This is a genomic window from Segatella copri, assembly GCF_009495355.1.
Taxonomy (GTDB): Bacteria; Bacteroidota; Bacteroidia; order Bacteroidales; family Bacteroidaceae; genus Prevotella.
In genome coordinates this window covers 89,709-108,899 of the sequence record NZ_VZAD01000072.1, presented here as the reverse complement: position 1 = coordinate 108,899, position 19,191 = coordinate 89,709, and the positions used below count along the sequence as shown (strand labels likewise).

Here is a 19,191-nt window from a genome sequence, read left to right as displayed (position 1 = left end):
TCTTTTTTGTTGGTAATATGCTTTTTTTTAATTACTTTTGTGCATTATTATTAATTAATCTTTTAACATCATGACATTTACAGAAAAAGCAAACAAAATTTTCAATCAGGCTATTGCCGATTATCATATCAAGGACAACATTGATACTCCTATCAACAATCCTTACGAAGACGGCTCCATTGAGAACCGTTTGTACCTGAAATGCTGGATTGATACCGTACAGTGGCATTTCGAGGATATCATCCGCGACCCACAGATTGACCCTGCAGAGGCTTTGATCCTGAAACGACGCATCGACAAGAGCAACCAGGACCGCACCGACCTCGTTGAGCAGATCGACTCATACTTCCGTGAGTTGTATGCCAAGGTGAAAGTATTGCCCGATGCACGCATCAACACAGAGAGTCCGGCATGGGCTGTCGACCGTCTGAGCATCCTGGCCCTGAAGATTTACCACATGCGTGAGCAGGCTGAACGTACTGAGGCTTCTGCAGAACACAAGGCTAAATGTCAGGCTAAACTCGATGTGCTGCTCGAACAGCAGGTTGACCTCAGTACTGCCATCGACCAGTTGCTCGAAGATATCGAGGCTGGAAGAAAGTATATGAAAGTGTACAGACAGATGAAGATGTACAACGATCCTTCTACCAATCCTGTACTCTACAACAAGAAATAATAAGGTTTACACCTATTATATATATAGCACAATCGAAAACAGGAAAGTCAGAAGAAGGAAACTTAGCGGCAATATTCACAGTATTTCATATCTTTTCCCCTAAAAAGAAAGCTATGAAACGATTGTCACCCAGTTTCCTTCTCTTCTTTGTCTTCCCTTGACTTGAAACAAATAGAGTCCATTACTAAGATAAATAAACGAAATGAAGACTGAGCATATTCTCATCATTCGATTTTCGGCCATGGGCGATGTTGCCATGACTGTGCCTGTGGTTTATTCGCTTGCCACCCAGTATCCTGCCGTCAGGATTACTGTGCTCAGCCGCCCGTTTGCCCGTCCTTTTTTCGAAAATTTAGCTCCTAATGTCGGCTTCATGGAAGCCGACATCAAAAACGAGTATCATGGAATAAAGGGACTCAATGCCCTCTACCGTCGCCTTTCGGCAAAGCATTTCACAGCCATAGCCGACCTGCACAGTGTACTGCGATCCAGCTATCTGCGCATGAGGTTTAATCTCGACAACTTCAAGGTGGCGCATATCGACAAGCACCGCAAGGGCAAACGCCAGCTCACATCACAAAACGACAAGAAGTTCGTACAGCAACCCACATCGTTTGAAAACTATGCTGAAGTTCTTGCCAAACTGGGTTATCCTGTCAAACTGGATTTCACTTCTATCTTTGGCTCAGAGAAAGGCGACCTCAACCTGTTGCCAGAAACGCTGTGGAACAAGGCCAACACAGAAGTAAACAGAGATATCCACAGCGACGAAAAACCCTGGATAGGCTTGGCTCCCTTTGCTGCACACGAGGGAAAGATATATCCATTGCCTCTGATGGAAAGAGTTATACTGGGAGTTATCCACACTTATCCACAATGCAGAATATTTCTTTTCGGAGGTGGAGAGAAGGAAACTGAGGTCATGAACCGATGGGCAGAGACATGGCCCGAAGTATGTAATGCGTCGGCTCAGCTCAAGGGTCTGCAGCAAGAACTCATCCTCATGAGCCATCTGCAGGTGATGGTCAGCATGGACAGCGCCAATATGCACTTGGCATCACTTGTCCACACACCCGTGGTAAGTATATGGGGCGCAACCCATCCCTACGCCGGCTTCATGGGATGGAACCAAAACCCTACCAATGCCGTACAGGTAGACTTACCCTGCCGCCCTTGCAGTATCTATGGCAATAAGCCATGTATGCGAGGCGATATGGCTTGCATGAACCAAATCAAGCCAGAAGATATCATTCAAAGAATAGAAACTGTTTTGAAACAAAAATAAAACATTAAGTAGAGAGCGTATTTATATATGCTCTCTGCAAATATCCCTTTTATTATTTTACTTTTTTGAGAAATAAATAGAAAGCATTCCAAATAGATAAAGAAAAAATACATGGAAAGAAAATATCACTCCATTTATTTAAACTAACCCTTTCTATAATTTCTATTAAATAGACAACTTGTAAAGCTAATAAAAATATCAATATTATATACTTAGTTATTTTTGTCATAATTACTCCAATATTCAAAAATAGAAACTGCAACGCTCAATGCTTGACGAATTAATGTTCTATCCAATTCTGAAAAGCCGCAGTTATAAAAAATATTATCTTTTAAATCTGCTCTGCAAAGATACTATTTTTTTTATAACTACCATTATTACAGGTAAAAAATAATATTATCTTGCACAGGCTATGCATTTAATACAGCAGAACATAGCATAGCATACATACTTTTATCCACAAACCTGTGGAAAAACGCAGGGAAAAAACATCCAATAACTTATTCATAACTTTCAAGATATCCACCAATCACTTTCCTGCCTCCTCGGAATGAGGATATCCACATAGTTATTATTAAGTTTTAATGAAGTTTTTAGGAATTTTAGAACGGAAAAAGATATAAACTTATTAACTTTGCACCAGAATAGGAAAATGTGGATAAAACATCTAAAGCATTAAGAACCAAGAAAAAGAAATGCAACAGATGTATTGATAACTTACTATCAGGGTGTGGATAATAAAACTGGCAAGAAATCGTCCAAATATTTATCCACTTATCCACGTTATATCATCATTCCTATATCCATAAAAAAAAGAAGAAGAAAGAAATAAAATAATAATAATGTTATGGTGAAAAAAGAATGGATAGAGAAAGGTTTTGTCGATGAACCTGTTGATGCAACCTTAGACTTGAAGCAGGAGATCCGCCGACTCTGCAAAGAGAAAGATGCGATCATCCTGGCTCATTACTATACCGTAGGCGATATTCAGGATATTGCTGACTTCGTGGGCGACTCTTTGGCGCTGGCACGCAAGGCTGCAGAAACTGATGCCAAGGTAATGGTGATGTGCGGTGTGCACTTTATGGCAGAAACTTGCAAACTGCTGAGTCCTGACAAGACTGTACTTTGTCCTGACCTGAATGCGGGTTGTTCGCTTGCCGACAGCTGCAAGGCCGAAGACCTGAAGCAGTATAAGGCTGAGCATCCTGGATACAAGGTGGTGAGCTATGTCAATACGACAGCAGCTGTCAAGGCGCTTACCGATTGTGTGGTGACGAGTGGTAATGCCAAGAAGGTGATTGACAGTTTTCCGCATGATGAAAAGATTATCTTTGGTCCCGACTATAACTTAGGCAACTATATCAATAGCGTTACAGGCCGCAATATGTTGCTCTGGAATGGTGGATGTCATGTTCATGAGAAATTCTCTGTCGAGGCAATCGTGAAGCTGAAGAGCGAGCATCCTGAGGCTGTCGTGATGGCTCATCTTGAGTGCAAGGCTCCTGTGTTGGCTGTAGCCGATGTAAAGGGTTCTACTGCCACAATGCTTCAATATGCCGAGAAGCATCCTGAAATCAAGGAGTATATTATCGCCACAGAAGCTGGTATTCTTCACGAGCTGGAGCGCAACTGTCCTGGTGTAACCTTCTATCCTGTGCCACCAGAGGTGAGCGAAGGTGGATTAGGATGCAGCTGCAATGAGTGCGAATATATGAAGATGAACACGCTTCAGAAGATTTATAATGCCCTGAAGTATGATTGGCCCACTGTAGAGGTTGACGAAGCAATCGCACGCGATGCTGTCAAGCCTATCGAGAAGATGCTCTCGCTTTCTTAAGATTTTCAGATAATCATATATTCATCTGAGTCAAGTATCTTACTGAGTCCACTTGAAAAAGTCGAAAATCGTATTTTTTGTCTTTGCAACTTGATAATCAAGAATAGGTTTTCGTAAAATTGACTTTTTCAAGTGGGCTCAGTTTTTATGTCTATTTTCAAGTCCACAAAGGCTGTTGGCTATAACTTCTAACGAATGAAGGGAGTGATAACTTCTCTAACTTCTTTAACTTCTCCTACCTTTAACCTCTAATTTTTTAAACCTCTGAACTGATTCAAAATTTCATTTTTCCTCTTTCATTTTCATCAATTTCTAAATTTACAAATACGCAAAAAACGTCTCTAAATGATGTTTTTGTTAGCTACAAGTGCTTTTTGTAGATGTATTATTGTACTTGATACATTTTTATACAAAGTGTCTATTAACACTAATAAGTTTGGTGTTTTTAAGCAAATGAGTGGTAAAATCGGTTCATTTTAGTTCAAAAAATAATTTTTACCCCCTAAAAGATAAAAAAATCACCTGTTAAAAAACAAATTTTACTACTTTTGCATTGGTTTTAAACAAGGTGCGTTGTGAAACGCAGATATCATCTTTTACTTATACAATTTATATTTACATCGTAATGAGAATTTCCGAGTGCGGAGGTTCTCATTATTTTTTTTTAACGTCACGATGGTCTTCGATTACAGATAATAGGGTTATCTTTGCAAAAGATAAGCTGCACAGGACAAACTATATTTTAAGCACGATAAAAGAAATATGAAACTCAAGATACATTTCAGTCACAAGGAGGAACTTTGGAATTCCTGGTCGCATGCTGGTGGCATTCTTTTGGGAGTCATCGTAGGCATTATTTTCCTGTATTGGTGTTTTACCAATCACAACGGTTGGGCAACGGCAGGAGTGATACTTTATCTCTTTGGCATGCTCATGTCGTACATCGCTTCTACTGTGTATCATGCTCTCTCGGCATGGAGCAAGTGGAAAGAGCGACTGCGCAAATGGGATCATGCTGCCATCTATTGGCATATTGCAGGTTCATACTCTCCCATCACACTCATAGCTATGCGCGATCAGGGTTATTGGGGCTGGAGTCTGTTCTGTTTTATCTGGGCTTGCGCCATTGCCGGAACTGTTATGAGTTTTTGTCGGCTGAAGGATCACAGCAACTTGGAAACCATTTGTTTCGTTGGCATGGGACTTTCCGTGTTGGTTGCTTTCAAGCCTCTTATTGATTCTGTTTCGCCTGCTACGGTCATTTGGATTATTGCCGAGGGCGTTTGTTATATTACTGGTGCTGTGTTCTATAGTATCAACAAGCGCAAGTATATGCATTCTGTCTTCCATTTCTTCGTATTGGCTGGTAGTATCTGTCATATCATAGCAGTCTGGGACATTTTGATGAAGTATATCTAACTCAACTTTCTGATTTACGGAAGTTGTGTTAGTTAGACAACAGCTTTGTGGACTTGAAATTAAACATAAAATATTCCCACAAAAGCTATTGTTTCTAATTTTCTATAATTTTTGAGCCCAGCGAAAGCTCAATTGATAATATTATTTTCCTTTGCGGTAAAATTGTTCCTTAAAGAGCACAAATGTGCCCCACGTAGGGCACATTTGTGCCATAAGTAGGCATTTTGATAGAATCAGTTTTAAAAAATTACGCTAAAATCTGCAGAATAGCTTAAAATGAGCGATTTATGAGTGTTTCACCTCAATAGAGGTAATGATTTGGCAATAGTTCTAACTTCTGTGTTATACATAAGTTTGCTTGTCAAACAACTCTTTTAGCAAAGGTACTACAATTAAGTGGATTAACGAAAATCATATCTATTTTTTAGATTTTATTTTCAGTTGATGTTCGCTTTACCCCAATCCAACCATTGTAAGTTCTTTATGCGTAATTATTCGGTTCCAAAATGTTAAAAAATGAGCTATAAGATACATTTAAGCACCAATTGTTTCTTATTTATGAAACATAATACCTATCTTTGCAGCAAATTGAGAATGTATGGCACAAAATATCTTCCGACTTGTCTTGACTGACGAGGCACAAGACTTTATTGAGAGTTTACCCGAAGCGGTATCTTACAAGATTTACTACAACATCAAGCGTGTTGTAGGTGGAGAACGTAACAAAGAACTTTTCAAGAAGTTGGAAAATTCGGAAATATGGGAGTTCCGTACATTATACAACAAAACTGCTTATCGCTTGTTTGCCTTCTGGGATAAGGACGAAGAAACTCTTGTGATTGCCACCCATGGCATCATTAAGAAAACTCAAAAGACACCGAGTAAGGAAATAGCGAAAGCAGAAGCAATAAGAAAAGAATATTTCAAAAATAAATAATTATGGCACAAATGAATCTTACCCCATTGGACGATGTGCTCGACAAGCACTTTGGGAAAGTTGGCACTCCAAAACGTGATGCTTTTGAAAGTGATGTGGATGAAGCATTGCATGCATACCGTTTGGGAGAAGCCATCAAGAAGGCTCGCATAGAACAGAACTTGACACAAGAACAACTTGGTGAGCGTATAGGTGTGAAAAGAGCGCAGATTTCTCGCTTGGAAAGAGGTTATAGTATAACAATACCTACTATGCGAAGAGTATTCAAAGCTCTTGGTGTGGTAACTGCAACCATTGATTTGGGGATTGCAGGAAAAGTAGCATTATGGTAGATAAAAAGCTATGCATGTGGCTTTAGAGTATTTGAAACTAAAGCCATATGCATTGCTTTCCTTTGACAATAGTCGTGTACCGGTACCTAAAATAATAATTTAAGACAGAATTTTCTTTTTGATTGCTTTTATGCGGTGTTCGATAATATTGTCCCACAGCTTAGAACCGCCCAGTTCTGATGCAGAAATATAATCTCCATACTTTTCGAGAAATTCCTCATTGTAGGTAATAGAATCGTCACCATATCGATCTATTATGTATGCCCAATTCCATCTGTCAGCATACTTTATTAAAAGTTCGTGGGTCATGTCGATACAAGACTTGTCTGATAGCACTTCCCAATCCCAACAATCCTTAAATGTCTCTATGTTGTCTTCTGTAAACAATAGTGTACTACTGTTTGATGTCAATTCGTGCCAGTCAAGTTTGTGCTTGAATTTTTCAAGTAGGCTTTTGGTCCACACTACATTGTAGTTTCTTGAAATTTCTTTCCAGTCCACATAGTTCATATACTTCTCAAGCAACAGTTCTGTCCATGGAAAGTCTTTGGAGAGTTCTTTCCATGCAGCATCGTCCATCATACGAGAAACCAACTCTTTGTTTAACTTATCATTTGCCATATCTTTGAAAATTTAATTACGCTATTGGGTGCAAAGGTATGGCTATGGTGCCCCATTATTTATGACAGGTTAGAACTAAATTAAAATTCCTTGAAAGTTTTATTGTTGATTCAATATGTTAATGGCTCTCATTGCACCGTGCCTGTCTTGCCATATTTTTCCTCCAAACTGTAATTGTCTTTGATGGTATTCTGTATTCAGAACACCATCAAAGTCAAAAAAGATGATTTTAGAAAGTTTCTTTGCCATAAACGATCTTAGGAATTTTATGTTTCTTCATTTCTTTTTCATTGTTCACCATATTATATAAACACATGGCTGCATAGTAGGCATTTGGATGTTGTGGAAGCATCATGAAAGGCAGGCGATTGTCCCATGCTTTTACTGGTGTTCCAAGAATCATACTCCAAGGGCGTTCATACAAATAGAACTCTTCTTCGGGAGCCTGACTTTCTACTATTTGCCCCGTCCTTTTGGTTTTAAACTTATGTGCAATAACTACCCATGTTCCTGACGCCCACATAAAACCATTTTTGTATGGGCACGGAGTGACGTGACGATATGCTTTAAGCAAGGCATAGACTCTGTGCAATACCGTGAAGTTATTATTTACCTTTGAATCTTCGTTTTTCTGTTGCAAGCATGCCAAGACATCTTCCCAAGTGCTGTTCTTTATATAAAACAGCAACGTAGGCAAAAGCGGCTCTGTCAATTGGTTAACAAAGCCCTCACTCAATAATCGACCTGCATTCAAACGAACGATTTCATGAAATCTCCTTTTTGCTTTAGTTCCCAGCCTTGTTTTTCTTATGCACATTAAACTGAATGGAGGATGCTTCACTGCTTCTATCTTTTGCAACGGATTGTTAGAACAATCAACGATTGTAAGCAACGGATTCTTTCTGAGGTTGATTCTTTGCAGCCTATTTCCATGTACATCAAGCACAGAGAGATATTCAGTCTTGCTTAAAGACATTTGTTTCAACATTTGATTTGGGCACAATAGATGCGTCAATCCCTTACAGCCGGAAACGTCTATTGAGCATATTGCCTTTTGAGAAACAATATGGAATCCCGTCAATACGTTCTCCTCGTCTGTTTTTATTGTAATACAGTAATAGCCTGGCGATTGATATGAATGTCTTACCTGTCCCCAGTCATCCACTTTCCATTTTGCTGATTCAGTTTCACCATCACCCCATTCAATTGTGACTATTGCATTCATCATGACCTTCAACTGAAGAACCATGTCGTTACATTTTTGGCAAGTCGCAAGTGTCAGACAGTCAACTATAGGGTTGAGCTTCTTCTTCATCTGTCTAAAAGCAATCTCCAATCGAAGTGGAAACAAGTCTTTCGGCTCATCTCTCCTGTAGAAGCTGTACTTGCCATACTTGTGGCTATCAATATTTTTCCTATAGTACCACATCGCTTCTATATAGTTATGCCTTCGCTCAGCCAACCATCCTAACTGGTATTCTGCTTTGTCTCCCCAGCAGTAACCATTTTCAAGCTCTTTGTAGTATTGAGCCCCTTTGTCGAGATTTTGCTCTACACCTAATCCATAGGTATATAGATGAGCGAGTTTGTGAGTGATTTCTTGCTTAATCGCCCAATCATACCATTCGGTTGTCTGCATTTTCTCATGCAAAGCTTTAAATAAAAGAAACGCCTTGGAAAATTGACATTTATCGAAGTAGTAAAGTGACACACGTTCCATGGAAGGAATGTCGCCTTTAGCCGCAAGATGCTCCAACACTTCCAAAGCCAAACTGTTACCTTCCTGAAGATGGTAGAACAGAGGAAAATGGAAATTGCGCCAGTAGAAAGCGTCATTGCGAACAAATGGAGAAAGCGGATTGTAGGGTTCAGTTTGTGCAGGATGATTCATCAAGTGTTCAAACCAAGGATGGCGCATCATGTCGGCAAACGTAGGATGTTTGCCAAAGATGTTTTCGCAGACAGTCCTTGAACATTCTGTGCATCCCTTTCCTATCACAAAGTCCAGCAGAATCTCCTCCACCAGATAACTATCAGGCTCTCCTGTCAATTCGAGAAGATAGGACAACAGCTGTCTCACTTCGCTTGAATCCTTTGAAAAGTTCAACTGACTGACGGTGTTGTAGAACAGTTCATCTTGGAGGAGAATTTCATCGCTAAGGCTTTTGTCTCCGTAAGCATTAACAACAAGAATCTGACGAAGTATCATATTGAATGTAGGAATACGCAAAGTAGATTTATCCAACTTTTTGTTTGATTTATCATTAGTCATATCTTTGAAACTTTAATTGCTTAACTGAGTGCAAAGATATGGCGATGGTGTCCCACAAATTATGACACGTCGAGACTAAGATTAAATTATTTTGCTTTTTATTGCCGATTCAGAATACCAATGGCTCTCATTGCCAATTCTTCTATAAGACCATCGTAGGGATTGGTTAAAATGAAATGAGGAAGTTGAGATTCCAATATAACATACTCATCATCAATAATGACATACGGAACCTCTTGCATATTATTCTCATGAAGCCACGAAGCTATTTCCGCCCCTTTACAATGAAGCATAGAAGAATCTAACACCTCCAAGTCTGTCGAGAGCAAAATGTTATCACTGATAGCAGACGGAGTTATACCTATTACTTTTCCTGGCAATTGTCTGTCTTTCCACATGTCTTGCATTGCCTCCAAACCGAGATATTTCCATGAGGATTCTATTACGATGTCCGCATGGGTCATATCTACTATGGTTTGCAGTTGTTTCACGGCTTCTGGGTCAAAACAAGTTCCATATTTGTCTTGCCACGCTTTCCTTTCATACAGTAATTGTCTTTGATGGTGTTCTGTGTTCAAAACACCATCAAAATCGAGAAATATAATCTTAGAATGATTCATCTATTTATTGTTGAAAATATCATCGAGATGTTCCTTCATATCATCAAAGATGGCATGATAATACTTCCATTTCTCTGCATCTGTGATACCCTTATCTCCATCCTTGGTCGCTGTAGGATGATAGGTCTTGTAAGCAAGGCTGATGCCTTCAATATCAAGTTTTGCCACAGCATCAACATTATGTCCTGCCAGAGGCTTTAGCGAACCTTTTACGGTAAAGTTATCTTGGATGTAGCTGTAATAGGTGTTTTGACCAGGACCAGTCAAGAAGATGAGAACATCAGGCTTCAATATCTCTATCTCCTGAGGGATGACATGGAAGTATTCTTTCTCCAAATTATGAATGCCAGAATCAACACCCTTGCGTCCACCTACAGACAACTTTGAAATGTTGTTCCAAAGGTATGCTACTTTCTTGTCGGAATACTGTTCGCCGAGAACGAAGTCTTTGATACCCGACATGATACCATTGAATCCCATGCTGAAGAACTTATTCTTAGCCAAGTGATTGTCAGAATCAGTAAGGAAATATTGCCCTTTATAATTGTCAGAATAGAAACGTTGGTATAGTTCTACGAAATCGTCCGACTGTATTTGAGTTCCATCATCCGATACAGGTATGGGCCAATTGAGGGCTTCTTGTCCGAATACCATCACCTTCAAGTCGGCATCAGTCCACCAACTCTCGTCAACATAACCTCCTTGGTTGTTATGTTCCAATGCTACACCCAGCATAAAAGGTGCTTGCACCTTGATGTCTTGGGCATCCAACTGTTGTTTCAGTTCATTCCATTTTGGCTCGTATAAGTTAGCCAGTTGTTTTGTTAAATTGTTCATGATTAATATGGTTTATAATTAAACTTTTGGTTCGTACAAGTATAGAACCTCTACAAAAAACTTTTGTACATGTTATCTATATATTTTGTTAGTCGTTTTCATATAACTCCCACAAGTCACTTACCCAACCTTTCATGGTCTGTCGTAGGGATTGTGGTTCCAATACCTCTATCATATTTCCAAAATGTAACAGTTCCATGATGAAATCATAGGTAGGTCGCAATGTCAGTTCGAAGTCTGCGTAGTCCTTGCAGGTGAATATCTCTTTCTGCGTAGGATGTAGTGGCAGGGAACGAAGATAATGCTGATGTTGTCTATTTGCCCGAACCACAATGCGTTGCAATGGGATGGTCTCGTCTGTTACTATTCCATAGAATGAGGAAAAATAGGTGTTTGCATCAAAATTCTTGGGCATCGTGAAATGCTCTTTGGTTTCCTCAAAATTTTCCAAACGGTCAAGCCCATAGATACGCAGATTGTTATCAACGAGATTCTTCGCCAATAAATACCATCTTTTTTGGAACATCTTTAGGCAGTAAGGTTCTACAGAAAACGTATGGGAGGAGCCATGTATAAAACTTCTGTATGTCAGCGTCACCACATGGTTGTTCTTCATCGCCTCTATGATGTTTGTCAAGTAGTTACGGTTGGATGGTATTTCTTCAACAAGTATTCTGTCTTTCAACTGAATGCTTTGCGACAAGGTATTTGCTGTAGAATACGTATCCAGTAGCCAACGGACCAGCCCACCTTCACTCAAACATTCAGGGTTGGAGATGTAATAGCGATAACCACCTTTTAACCGGCATTCTATGTTTACACCGAGCATCATCAAAATGTTTCCTTTCCATCGGTCGAAGGTTTGCCGTGGCAAAGGCTCTCCATTGCTGATGTTCTCGTCATGTATCCACTTGTCGTTGAGTTCTTTCAGCGACAATCCTCTATCTCCTTTGTTATAGAGTGTTCTTACTATCCAAATATATTTCTCCAATGCAGTCATATTTTGAATCTTTTGTTTGAAAAACGTACAATACTCTTCAATATTGTTTGAAGTCATATCTTATTGATTTCGACTGCAAAAATACGGCTAAGGTGTCTCAATTTATATGACATGTTTAATAAATGAGTGATTTCGAAGCAGATTTTCCTAATTAGGACAAGAATCTTGCTCACGCTCTCTATCGGCATCCCAGATAGCCTTTGTAACGCTCTGCTTGCAACTGAACTGTGCGATAGTTCCGTTGATTGTCACACGTCCCATGACCGATCCGAGCCATCTATTGTGACCGGTCCAAGCCATCTATTATGACCGATTCGAGTCATCTATTATGACCCAGTTAAGGCTTCTATGATGCTTGCATAGAAACTTAAATAACTTTCAAACAAGACTTCCTCAACTCTAAGAGAAGCTTATTTCTCTCCCATTATAACAGCTCCAAAACGAACGATGCAATGTATAAACGCGGAGCGCTTACCCAATGAGAATGAAGGGAGATGAAGGGTGATGAAGGGTGGATTTGTGTCATTCAACCCCTGAAACCCCGATAAACACAGGGGATTCCAAGGGATAGATGAAGGGTGAAGGGTTTTTGTATGATTCCTTTTTTAAAAAAATGGATACCATGATGGCAACAGGTGTCTTATTGCTTTGCATCTCAGTGTGGGACAGATATTTAAACTTTCGTAGTGTTCAGAATTTGAGTATGTTTATATTATTATCTTTATAAAATAAGGTGGAAAAGTTAACGTTGTGTTAAAAGCAAAAAATAATTGCTTGAAAATTTGGAAGCTATTGCTTTTTGTTATACTTTTGCAGTGTAATATTAAAGTAGTACACTAAAACGGTTTGATTATGATACAAGTAAACAATTTGAGTTTCCATTATCAAGGAGTCAAGAGAAACGTGTTCAATGATTTCAATATGACTCTTAAGGAAAATAATATCTATGGACTTTTAGGTAAGAATGGTACAGGCAAGAGTACTCTGCTCTACCTGATCAGTGGTTTGCTGCGTCAACAGCAGGGCACTATTCTTATCGACGGAATATCTTCATGTGATCGTCGCCCAGATGTACTTCGCGACATTTTTATTGTGACAGAGGAATTTTTTCTCCCCAATGTTTCGCTCGATGTTTATGTGAAGATGAACCGTCCCTTCTATCCCAACTTCAGTCAGGAAGTGTTGGACAGATGTTTGCAGGATTTCGAATTACCTCTCTCTCTTAATTTGAACGAACTCTCGATGGGACAAAAGAAAAAGGCTTATATGAGTTTTGCCCTTGCCACAGGTACAAAATACCTTTTCATGGACGAGCCCACCAATGGCCTTGACATCCCATCGAAGAGTCAGTTCCGCAAGGTGATAGCCAACAATATGACCGATGAGCGAATGTTGATTATCTCTACTCATCAGGTTCATGACATCGAGTCTTTGCTCGACCACATTGTTATTCTCAATCAGAATAATCTCTTGCTCGATGCCTCGGTGGCAGATATTTGTGAGGACTATTCCTTCGAGTACCGCACACCTGCAGAAATGGACGATACGGTACTCTATGCAGAGCCTACACTTCAGGGCAATGCCGTGATAGCCAAGCGCAAGGCTGGCAGCCGGGAGACTCAGATGAACCTCGAGCTTCTCTTCAATGCAGTCATCAACGGCAAGTTGTAAATAAAGAGTGAGGTTTCTATTTTTATTTTTTAATTATCATAACTTCTGAACTTTTGAAAGTTCAAAAAAAGACAATAATATGAATAAGGTTTTAGATTTTCATCGTTTGGCAATGGTTTTGCGTTGGGACGCATTATCCAACTGGAAGAAATATGTGCGCAACACCTTGGGATTGGCTTTTGTATTTTCCTTTATCTGTATTTGGTATCAGTTTAATATGCGAAGCAATGGTTATGTTACATATAATGATGTGAAGGACTTATACTTGGGAAGTGTTTCTGGTTTGTTCATGTTTATCAGTTTCATTATTTTCTTTTTCTGTGGGTCAAGAATCTTCATTAACATGAAGACCAAGGCTTCCCGCTCTTTGTTCTTGATGCTGCCAGCCACCAATATGGAGAAGTTTACTTCCCGTTTGCTGTACACCGTTTTAGGAACATCCTTGATGATAGTCGCTTCGTGGATAATAGCCGACATCATTCAGTTTGTGTTCAGCCTCTTTCTTACTCCAGGCATGCAGGGCTCTCTCGTAGGCACGGTTTTTGAAGAGTTGTTCTTGAAAGATAATTTCGACAGTTCTCACTTTATAGTACGCAATGGCACCAGCGTGTTGGGACAGACTTTCCCTGTGGGTATGCTTTTGTTATCGTTGACGATCTTTACCCATTCCTTCTTTACTTTGGGAGGCACTGTTTTCCGCAAGTCTGCCACCTTGCTGACCATTTGCTCCAGTTTCATTCTGATGTTTCTGATGGCATTGATATCTTCCTTCGTGGATGAAGATGTACTGCGTCATCTCGTCCAATCCATTGAACCTAACACTTTCGGATGGCTTATGGTGATGGTTCTTCTGCTTTTGTCGGCATTCAATTACTGGGCAGCCTACAAGCTTTTCACTCATATGCAGATTATCAATAACAAGTGGTTTAACATATTGTAAAACAATAAAAAACAAACTATGGATTTCAGCAACGACAAAGCGATATACATACAGATAGCCGAACGATTGTGCGACGAGATACTGGCAGGTAAATATCGAGAAGACGAGCGTGTGCCAAGTGTGCGTGAATATGCAGTCTTGCTCGAGGTAAACACCAATACCACAGTCAAATCGTACGACCAGTTGGCTTCAGAAGGCATCATCTACAACAAACGAGGGCTGGGCTATTTCGTATCATCAGGAGCCAAGCGACAGATCAAGAAGACTCGCAAGCAGGAGTTTATGAAAGAACGCCTGCCCGAGTTGGCCCGCCAGATGGTATTGCTTGATATTTCACTCGATGAGGTGAAGGAAGCCTTGCAGAGTAAACTCGATGAGATGGATGTAATGCCGCAATAGAAGTTTTTAACCCCCATAAATACATGAAGAAAATGAAAACAAAAATGATAATAACAGCACTGTTTGCTATACTGAGTTTCACCAGTTGTGTCAATTTTATGAGCAAGCAGAATGTTCCACAACAAGTAAAACATCTGGATAACGAGAAAGTCATCAAGCAGTCGTTCGCCTTAAAAGACTTTCATGCCATCAGCAATGCGATAGGTATTGATGTTTACTATACGCAGTCGGCTGCCTATAGTGTTTCAGTGGAAGGCACCGAGCAATGTATAGCACAGGCCAAACTTGAGGTTACCGATGGAGTACTGAATATCATGAACAGATATGCCCATTTCTACAATACTTCCTCTTATAGTCTTAAGGTTTATATCAGTGCTCCCTCTATCGACCAAATCAGCAACAATGGAGCTTTAGATTTCTATGGCGACATCAATCAGAGTAAGTCTTTGGCGATTTCCAACCAAGGTTCGTTCGATTACGACAAGGGAACAGTGAAGGCTGGCCATGTATCTATTGACAATAATGGTTCTTTAGATATTGATAATCCTATGCAGATTACAGATTCTCTTCGAATCAACAATTATGGTTCAATGGATATCAATAACGACATGAATATAGCAGGTTCTGTACATATCAACAATAATGGCTCTTTCGATGTTGATAAAATGATGCATATTACAGGTTCTGCCTTTATCAATAATTATGGTTCATTTGACGGCAGTTTTGGTCTTAAGGGAAGAGACTTCGAGGTTTCCAATTATGGCAGCTTCGACTCATATCTTAAAGCCGATTGTGACTACATCAAAGTTAATTCGTTTGGATCTACCGATATGGATATAACGGGTACAACGAAGCAAATAAGTATCAATGACAAGGGATCTACCGACATTGATACTACTCAACTCAAAGTACTCAAATAAATATAAAACCATTCAAGACAATGATTCACTTAAAAGACGTCAATAAGACCTATCAGGGTGCACAGCCCCTGCATGTGCTGAAAGGTATCAGTCTCGACATAGAGCGTGGCGAGTTTGTGAGTATCATGGGTGCATCGGGTTCAGGAAAGTCTACCCTGCTCAACATATTGGGTATACTCGATAATTACGATTCGGGTGAGTACCGTCTGAATGATGTGATTATCAAAGACTTGAGCGAAACTCGGGCTGCTGAATATCGCAACAAAATGATAGGATTCATCTTTCAGTCGTTCAATCTCATCTCGTTCAAGACAGCAGTAGAAAACGTAGAATTGCCATTATTTTACCAGGGAGTGGGTCGCCGTAAGCGCCATGAGTTGGCTATGCAGTATCTCGACAAGTTAGGCTTGGCGCAATGGGCGAACCACTACCCTAACGAGATGTCGGGTGGACAGAAGCAGCGTGTGGCCATAGCCCGTGCCCTTATTACCAAACCACAGATTATCCTTGCCGATGAACCTACCGGTGCACTCGATTCCAAGACAAGTGTCGAGGTGATGGACCTGTTGAAGGAACTGCACCAGAAAGAAGGCATGACCATTGTGGTGGTGACTCATGAAAGCGGTGTGGCCAACGAGACCGACAAGGTAATACATATCAAGGATGGACTCATAGGAAGTATAGAGGACAACCGGGATCATCATCTTGTGTCGAAAGACTACGTCAAGTAAGTGAAGAACGAAGAGTAAAGAGAGAAGAATTCTAATGACTTCCTCGTATAGTTCTTCGGCTTTACTAACTTATAAATAATTAATGCAAATGAAATTTTCATCCTTCACCTTTCACTCCTCACTCCTGTCAGAGATATGGAGTACGTCGAAGCGCAACAAGCTTCGTACATCGCTTACAGGCTTTGCCGTGGCATGGGGCATCTTTATGCTCATCTTCCTCTTGGGAGCAGGCAATGGGCTCATCAACGCCCAGTTGCAGCAGAGTGACCGATTTCTGGCCAACTCAATGGTAGTATATGGACAGAACACTTCGAAGGCCTATAATGGTCTGAAAGAAGGAAGACCTATCGACCTCAACGACAAGGATATGCTCATCACCGATCATGTCTATGCACATCAGGTAGGCGATGTGGGCGGACAGTTGCAGCAATATAGTGTGAATATCAATTATGGCGACAACTATATAGCCGACCAGACGCTGACAGGTGTTTATCCTTCCCATACCAAAATCAACAAAATAGAGATGCTGAAAGGGCGATTCATCAATCAAATAGATATGCAGCAGCGCAGAAAGGTGGTTGTGATGAGTCGTAGTCAGGCCAAGGAACTGGTAAAAGACTATCGGTTGCTCGTAGGCAAGAATGTCAAGTTGGGCGACCTTTCCTTCAAGGTGGTAGGAATCTACAAGGACGATGAGACGCGACAGAATAACGAGGCATTCACCTCTTTCTATACCGTCAAGACCATTTATGCCAAGGGCGATAAGGCTGGCGACATTGAGTTTACTCTCAAGAATATGAAGAGTGAGGAAGACAATCGGGCCTTTGAGAAAAATTATCGTGCCAGCATCAACAAGAACCATCAGGCAGCTCCTGATGACGAGCGAAGTCTATGGCTGTGGAACCGCTATTTGGACAATATACAGATGAATCAGGGTATCGCCATCATCCAGTCTGCCCTCTGGATAATAGGACTCTTTACCCTACTGAGCGGCATCGTGGGCGTGAGCAACATTATGCTCATCACCGTAAAGGAACGGACTCGCGAGTTTGGTGTGCGTAAGGCCATAGGAGCCAAACCTTGGTCAATATTGAAGCTCATCATCACCGAGAGTATCATCATCACTTCGTTCTTTGGATATATAGGTATGGTGTGTGGCGTGGCAGCCAATGAGCTGATGGACAAAACCATAGGTCATACTACCGTAGATACGGGACTTTTCAAAGCAGCCATGTTTGTCAACCCCACAGTGGGTATAGGTACTTGTATCGGAGCCACCATCACCATCGTGATAGCAGGAACCATTGCCGGACTCATACCTGCTATCAAGGCAGCTAAAATACGTCCTATAGAGGCGTTGAGAGCGGAATAGTCATTTAATGTTTAATGTGAAGTATTTAATTTTTAATTAGGCTTACACCTTTAATATATGCGTTTCGATTTAGATACATATAAGGAGATTCTCGACACCATCACGAGAAACAAGAGCCGCAGTCTCTTGACAGGTTTCGGTGTGTTCTGGGGTGTGTTCATGCTCATTGTCCTGATGGGAGGTGGACAGGGACTGAAGGAGTTGCTGCAAGCTAACTTCTCTGGATTTGCCACCAATACCGCAGTAATATGGGCACAGAATACCACCAAACCTTATAAAGGATTCAATAAAGGACGTTCCTGGCAGATGGAGGAAAAAGACCTGGAACGACTGCGCCAGCGGATGCCTGAGCTTGATGTCATCACCCCGCTCCTCTTCGGAGGAAGAAAAAATGTTGTCTTTGCCGACAAGAGTTTCAGTGGCAGCGCACAGGGCGTCAATTCTGATTATGCAAAAGTCTCTGTTCCAAAGATGTTTTATGGCAGATACATCAACGATATGGATGTGCGCCAGCAGCGCAAGGTATGTGTCATTGGAAAACAGATCTATAAGAATCTCTTCCCAGGTGGCGGCGACCCATGTGGCAAGACGGTCAGGGTGGATTCCACCTACTATACCGTAGTGGGAGTAGACTACCGTTCGGGCAATGGAGTGAACCTTGGAGGACAGGCCGACGAGACTATCACCCTACCCCTGTCTGTCTTGCGTACAGCTTATAATCGTGGTACGGCTGTCGATATCATAGCCGTAACGGGCAATAAAGGTGTTGTGATGAGCAAGTTGTCGCAGCGTATGCGCGAAACCGTTGCACGTGCCCACTCCATTGATCCTACTGACGAAAAAGGACTCATGGTGTTCAATACCGAGGTACTCTTCCAGATGCTCGACAACCTGTTTAATGGAGTCAACTTCCTCATCTGGTTGGTAGGCATAGGCACCCTGTTGGCCGGAGCTATCGGTGTGAGCAACATCATGATGGTAACGGTAAAGGAACGCACCACCGAGATAGGAATCCGGCGTGCCATCGGCGCCACTCCCAGGATGATACTGTCACAAATCATCTCGGAGAGTATTATCCTGACCCTTGTAGCAGGTATGAGTGGCATTATCTTCGGTGTGGCAATCCTGCAGCTGATAGAATTGGCCAATACCACAGACGGTATTTTGGCTGCCCACTTCCAGGTCAACTTCTGGACGGCCATCTTCTCTGCCCTGCTCATCAGTCTCCTTGGAGGTTTGGCAGGACTGGCACCCGCCTGGCGAGCCATGAGTATCAAACCCGTAGATGCTATGCGTGATGAATAAACTATCCAGCTAAA

General features: G+C 41.1%; 18 protein-coding genes and 1 pseudogene. 13 read left to right on the top strand and 6 right to left on the bottom strand.

Going from position 1 to position 19,191, the window contains the following annotated elements:
- Positions 1-70 precede the first annotated feature (70 nt).
- The 6 genes from F7D20_RS09800 (at position 71) to F7D20_RS09775 (ending at position 6,489) form a co-directional block, all read left to right on the top strand.
- Entirely contained in the window at positions 71-676 is a 606-nt protein-coding gene (locus F7D20_RS09800; RefSeq protein ID WP_022252036.1) for a DUF4254 domain-containing protein, read from the top strand.
- Positions 677-878: 202 nt separating this feature from the next.
- Positions 879-1,961, top strand: a complete 1,083-nt coding sequence (locus tag F7D20_RS09795) for a glycosyltransferase family 9 protein (RefSeq protein WP_158463886.1) — start codon at positions 879-881, stop codon at positions 1,959-1,961.
- A gap of 847 nt (positions 1,962-2,808) precedes the next feature.
- On the top strand, positions 2,809-3,801 hold the full coding sequence (nadA, locus tag F7D20_RS09790; protein WP_158463885.1) for a quinolinate synthase NadA: 993 nt from the start codon (positions 2,809-2,811) through the stop codon (positions 3,799-3,801).
- 762 nt (positions 3,802-4,563) lie between these two features.
- Positions 4,564-5,220 (top strand): PAQR family membrane homeostasis protein TrhA, encoded by a 657-nt coding sequence (gene trhA, locus F7D20_RS09785; protein WP_158463884.1) that lies wholly within the window; start codon positions 4,564-4,566, stop codon positions 5,218-5,220.
- 598 nt (positions 5,221-5,818) lie between these two features.
- Positions 5,819-6,157, top strand: coding sequence for a type II toxin-antitoxin system RelE/ParE family toxin (locus tag F7D20_RS09780; protein ID WP_158463883.1), 339 nt, complete (start codon positions 5,819-5,821; stop codon positions 6,155-6,157).
- Between the two features lie 2 nt (positions 6,158-6,159).
- Complete coding sequence (locus F7D20_RS09775) at positions 6,160-6,489, top strand: helix-turn-helix transcriptional regulator (protein WP_009018157.1); 330 nt, start codon at positions 6,160-6,162, stop codon at positions 6,487-6,489.
- A 99-nt stretch (positions 6,490-6,588) separates the two neighbouring features.
- Here the strand turns inward: F7D20_RS09775 and F7D20_RS09770 are convergent, their stop codons facing one another.
- From F7D20_RS09770 to F7D20_RS13290, 6 genes and pseudogenes are all read right to left on the bottom strand, one after another.
- Positions 6,589-7,110, bottom strand: a complete 522-nt coding sequence (locus F7D20_RS09770) for a hypothetical protein (protein WP_158463882.1) — start codon at positions 7,108-7,110, stop codon at positions 6,589-6,591.
- Positions 7,111-7,339: 229 nt separating this feature from the next.
- Entirely contained in the window at positions 7,340-9,382 is a 2,043-nt protein-coding gene (locus tag F7D20_RS09760; RefSeq protein WP_158463880.1) for a hypothetical protein, read from the bottom strand.
- A gap of 98 nt (positions 9,383-9,480) precedes the next feature.
- A complete protein-coding gene (locus F7D20_RS09755) occupies positions 9,481-10,002 on the bottom strand; it encodes an HAD domain-containing protein (protein WP_158463879.1) in 522 nt (173 codons plus the stop codon).
- Positions 10,003-10,839 (bottom strand): hypothetical protein, encoded by an 837-nt coding sequence (locus F7D20_RS09750; protein WP_158463878.1) that lies wholly within the window; start codon positions 10,837-10,839, stop codon positions 10,003-10,005.
- 88 nt (positions 10,840-10,927) lie between these two features.
- Positions 10,928-11,839, bottom strand: coding sequence for a helix-turn-helix transcriptional regulator (locus F7D20_RS09745; RefSeq protein WP_158463877.1), 912 nt, complete (start codon positions 11,837-11,839; stop codon positions 10,928-10,930).
- A 171-nt stretch (positions 11,840-12,010) separates the two neighbouring features.
- A pseudogene (locus F7D20_RS13290) lies at positions 12,011-12,103 on the bottom strand (Arm DNA-binding domain-containing protein); the annotation flags it as partial.
- 588 nt (positions 12,104-12,691) lie between these two features.
- On the opposite strand from F7D20_RS13290, the gene F7D20_RS09740 reads away from it, so the two are divergent.
- The 7 genes from F7D20_RS09740 (at position 12,692) to F7D20_RS09710 (ending at position 19,177) form a co-directional block, all read left to right on the top strand.
- Positions 12,692-13,510 carry an ABC transporter ATP-binding protein gene (locus F7D20_RS09740; protein WP_158463876.1) on the top strand — a complete coding sequence of 273 codons (819 nt, stop codon included), beginning with the start codon at positions 12,692-12,694 and terminating at the stop codon, positions 13,508-13,510.
- A 79-nt stretch (positions 13,511-13,589) separates the two neighbouring features.
- Positions 13,590-14,450, top strand: coding sequence for a hypothetical protein (locus tag F7D20_RS09735; protein ID WP_158463875.1), 861 nt, complete (start codon positions 13,590-13,592; stop codon positions 14,448-14,450).
- An 18-nt stretch (positions 14,451-14,468) separates the two neighbouring features.
- Complete coding sequence (locus F7D20_RS09730) at positions 14,469-14,849, top strand: GntR family transcriptional regulator (RefSeq protein ID WP_158463874.1); 381 nt, start codon at positions 14,469-14,471, stop codon at positions 14,847-14,849.
- Positions 14,850-14,893: 44 nt separating this feature from the next.
- Entirely contained in the window at positions 14,894-15,769 is an 876-nt protein-coding gene (locus F7D20_RS09725; protein ID WP_194253542.1) for a GIN domain-containing protein, read from the top strand.
- Positions 15,770-15,789: 20 nt separating this feature from the next.
- On the top strand, positions 15,790-16,500 hold the full coding sequence (locus F7D20_RS09720; RefSeq protein WP_022251248.1) for an ABC transporter ATP-binding protein: 711 nt from the start codon (positions 15,790-15,792) through the stop codon (positions 16,498-16,500).
- Between the two features lie 88 nt (positions 16,501-16,588).
- Positions 16,589-17,872, top strand: coding sequence for an ABC transporter permease (locus F7D20_RS09715; RefSeq protein WP_022251249.1), 1,284 nt, complete (start codon positions 16,589-16,591; stop codon positions 17,870-17,872).
- Positions 17,873-17,929: 57 nt separating this feature from the next.
- The gene (locus F7D20_RS09710; RefSeq protein WP_158463872.1) at positions 17,930-19,177 is read left to right on the top strand and encodes an ABC transporter permease; all 1,248 of its coding nucleotides are present in this window, start codon (positions 17,930-17,932) and stop codon (positions 19,175-19,177) included.
- The last annotated feature ends 14 nt before the right edge of the window (positions 19,178-19,191 follow it).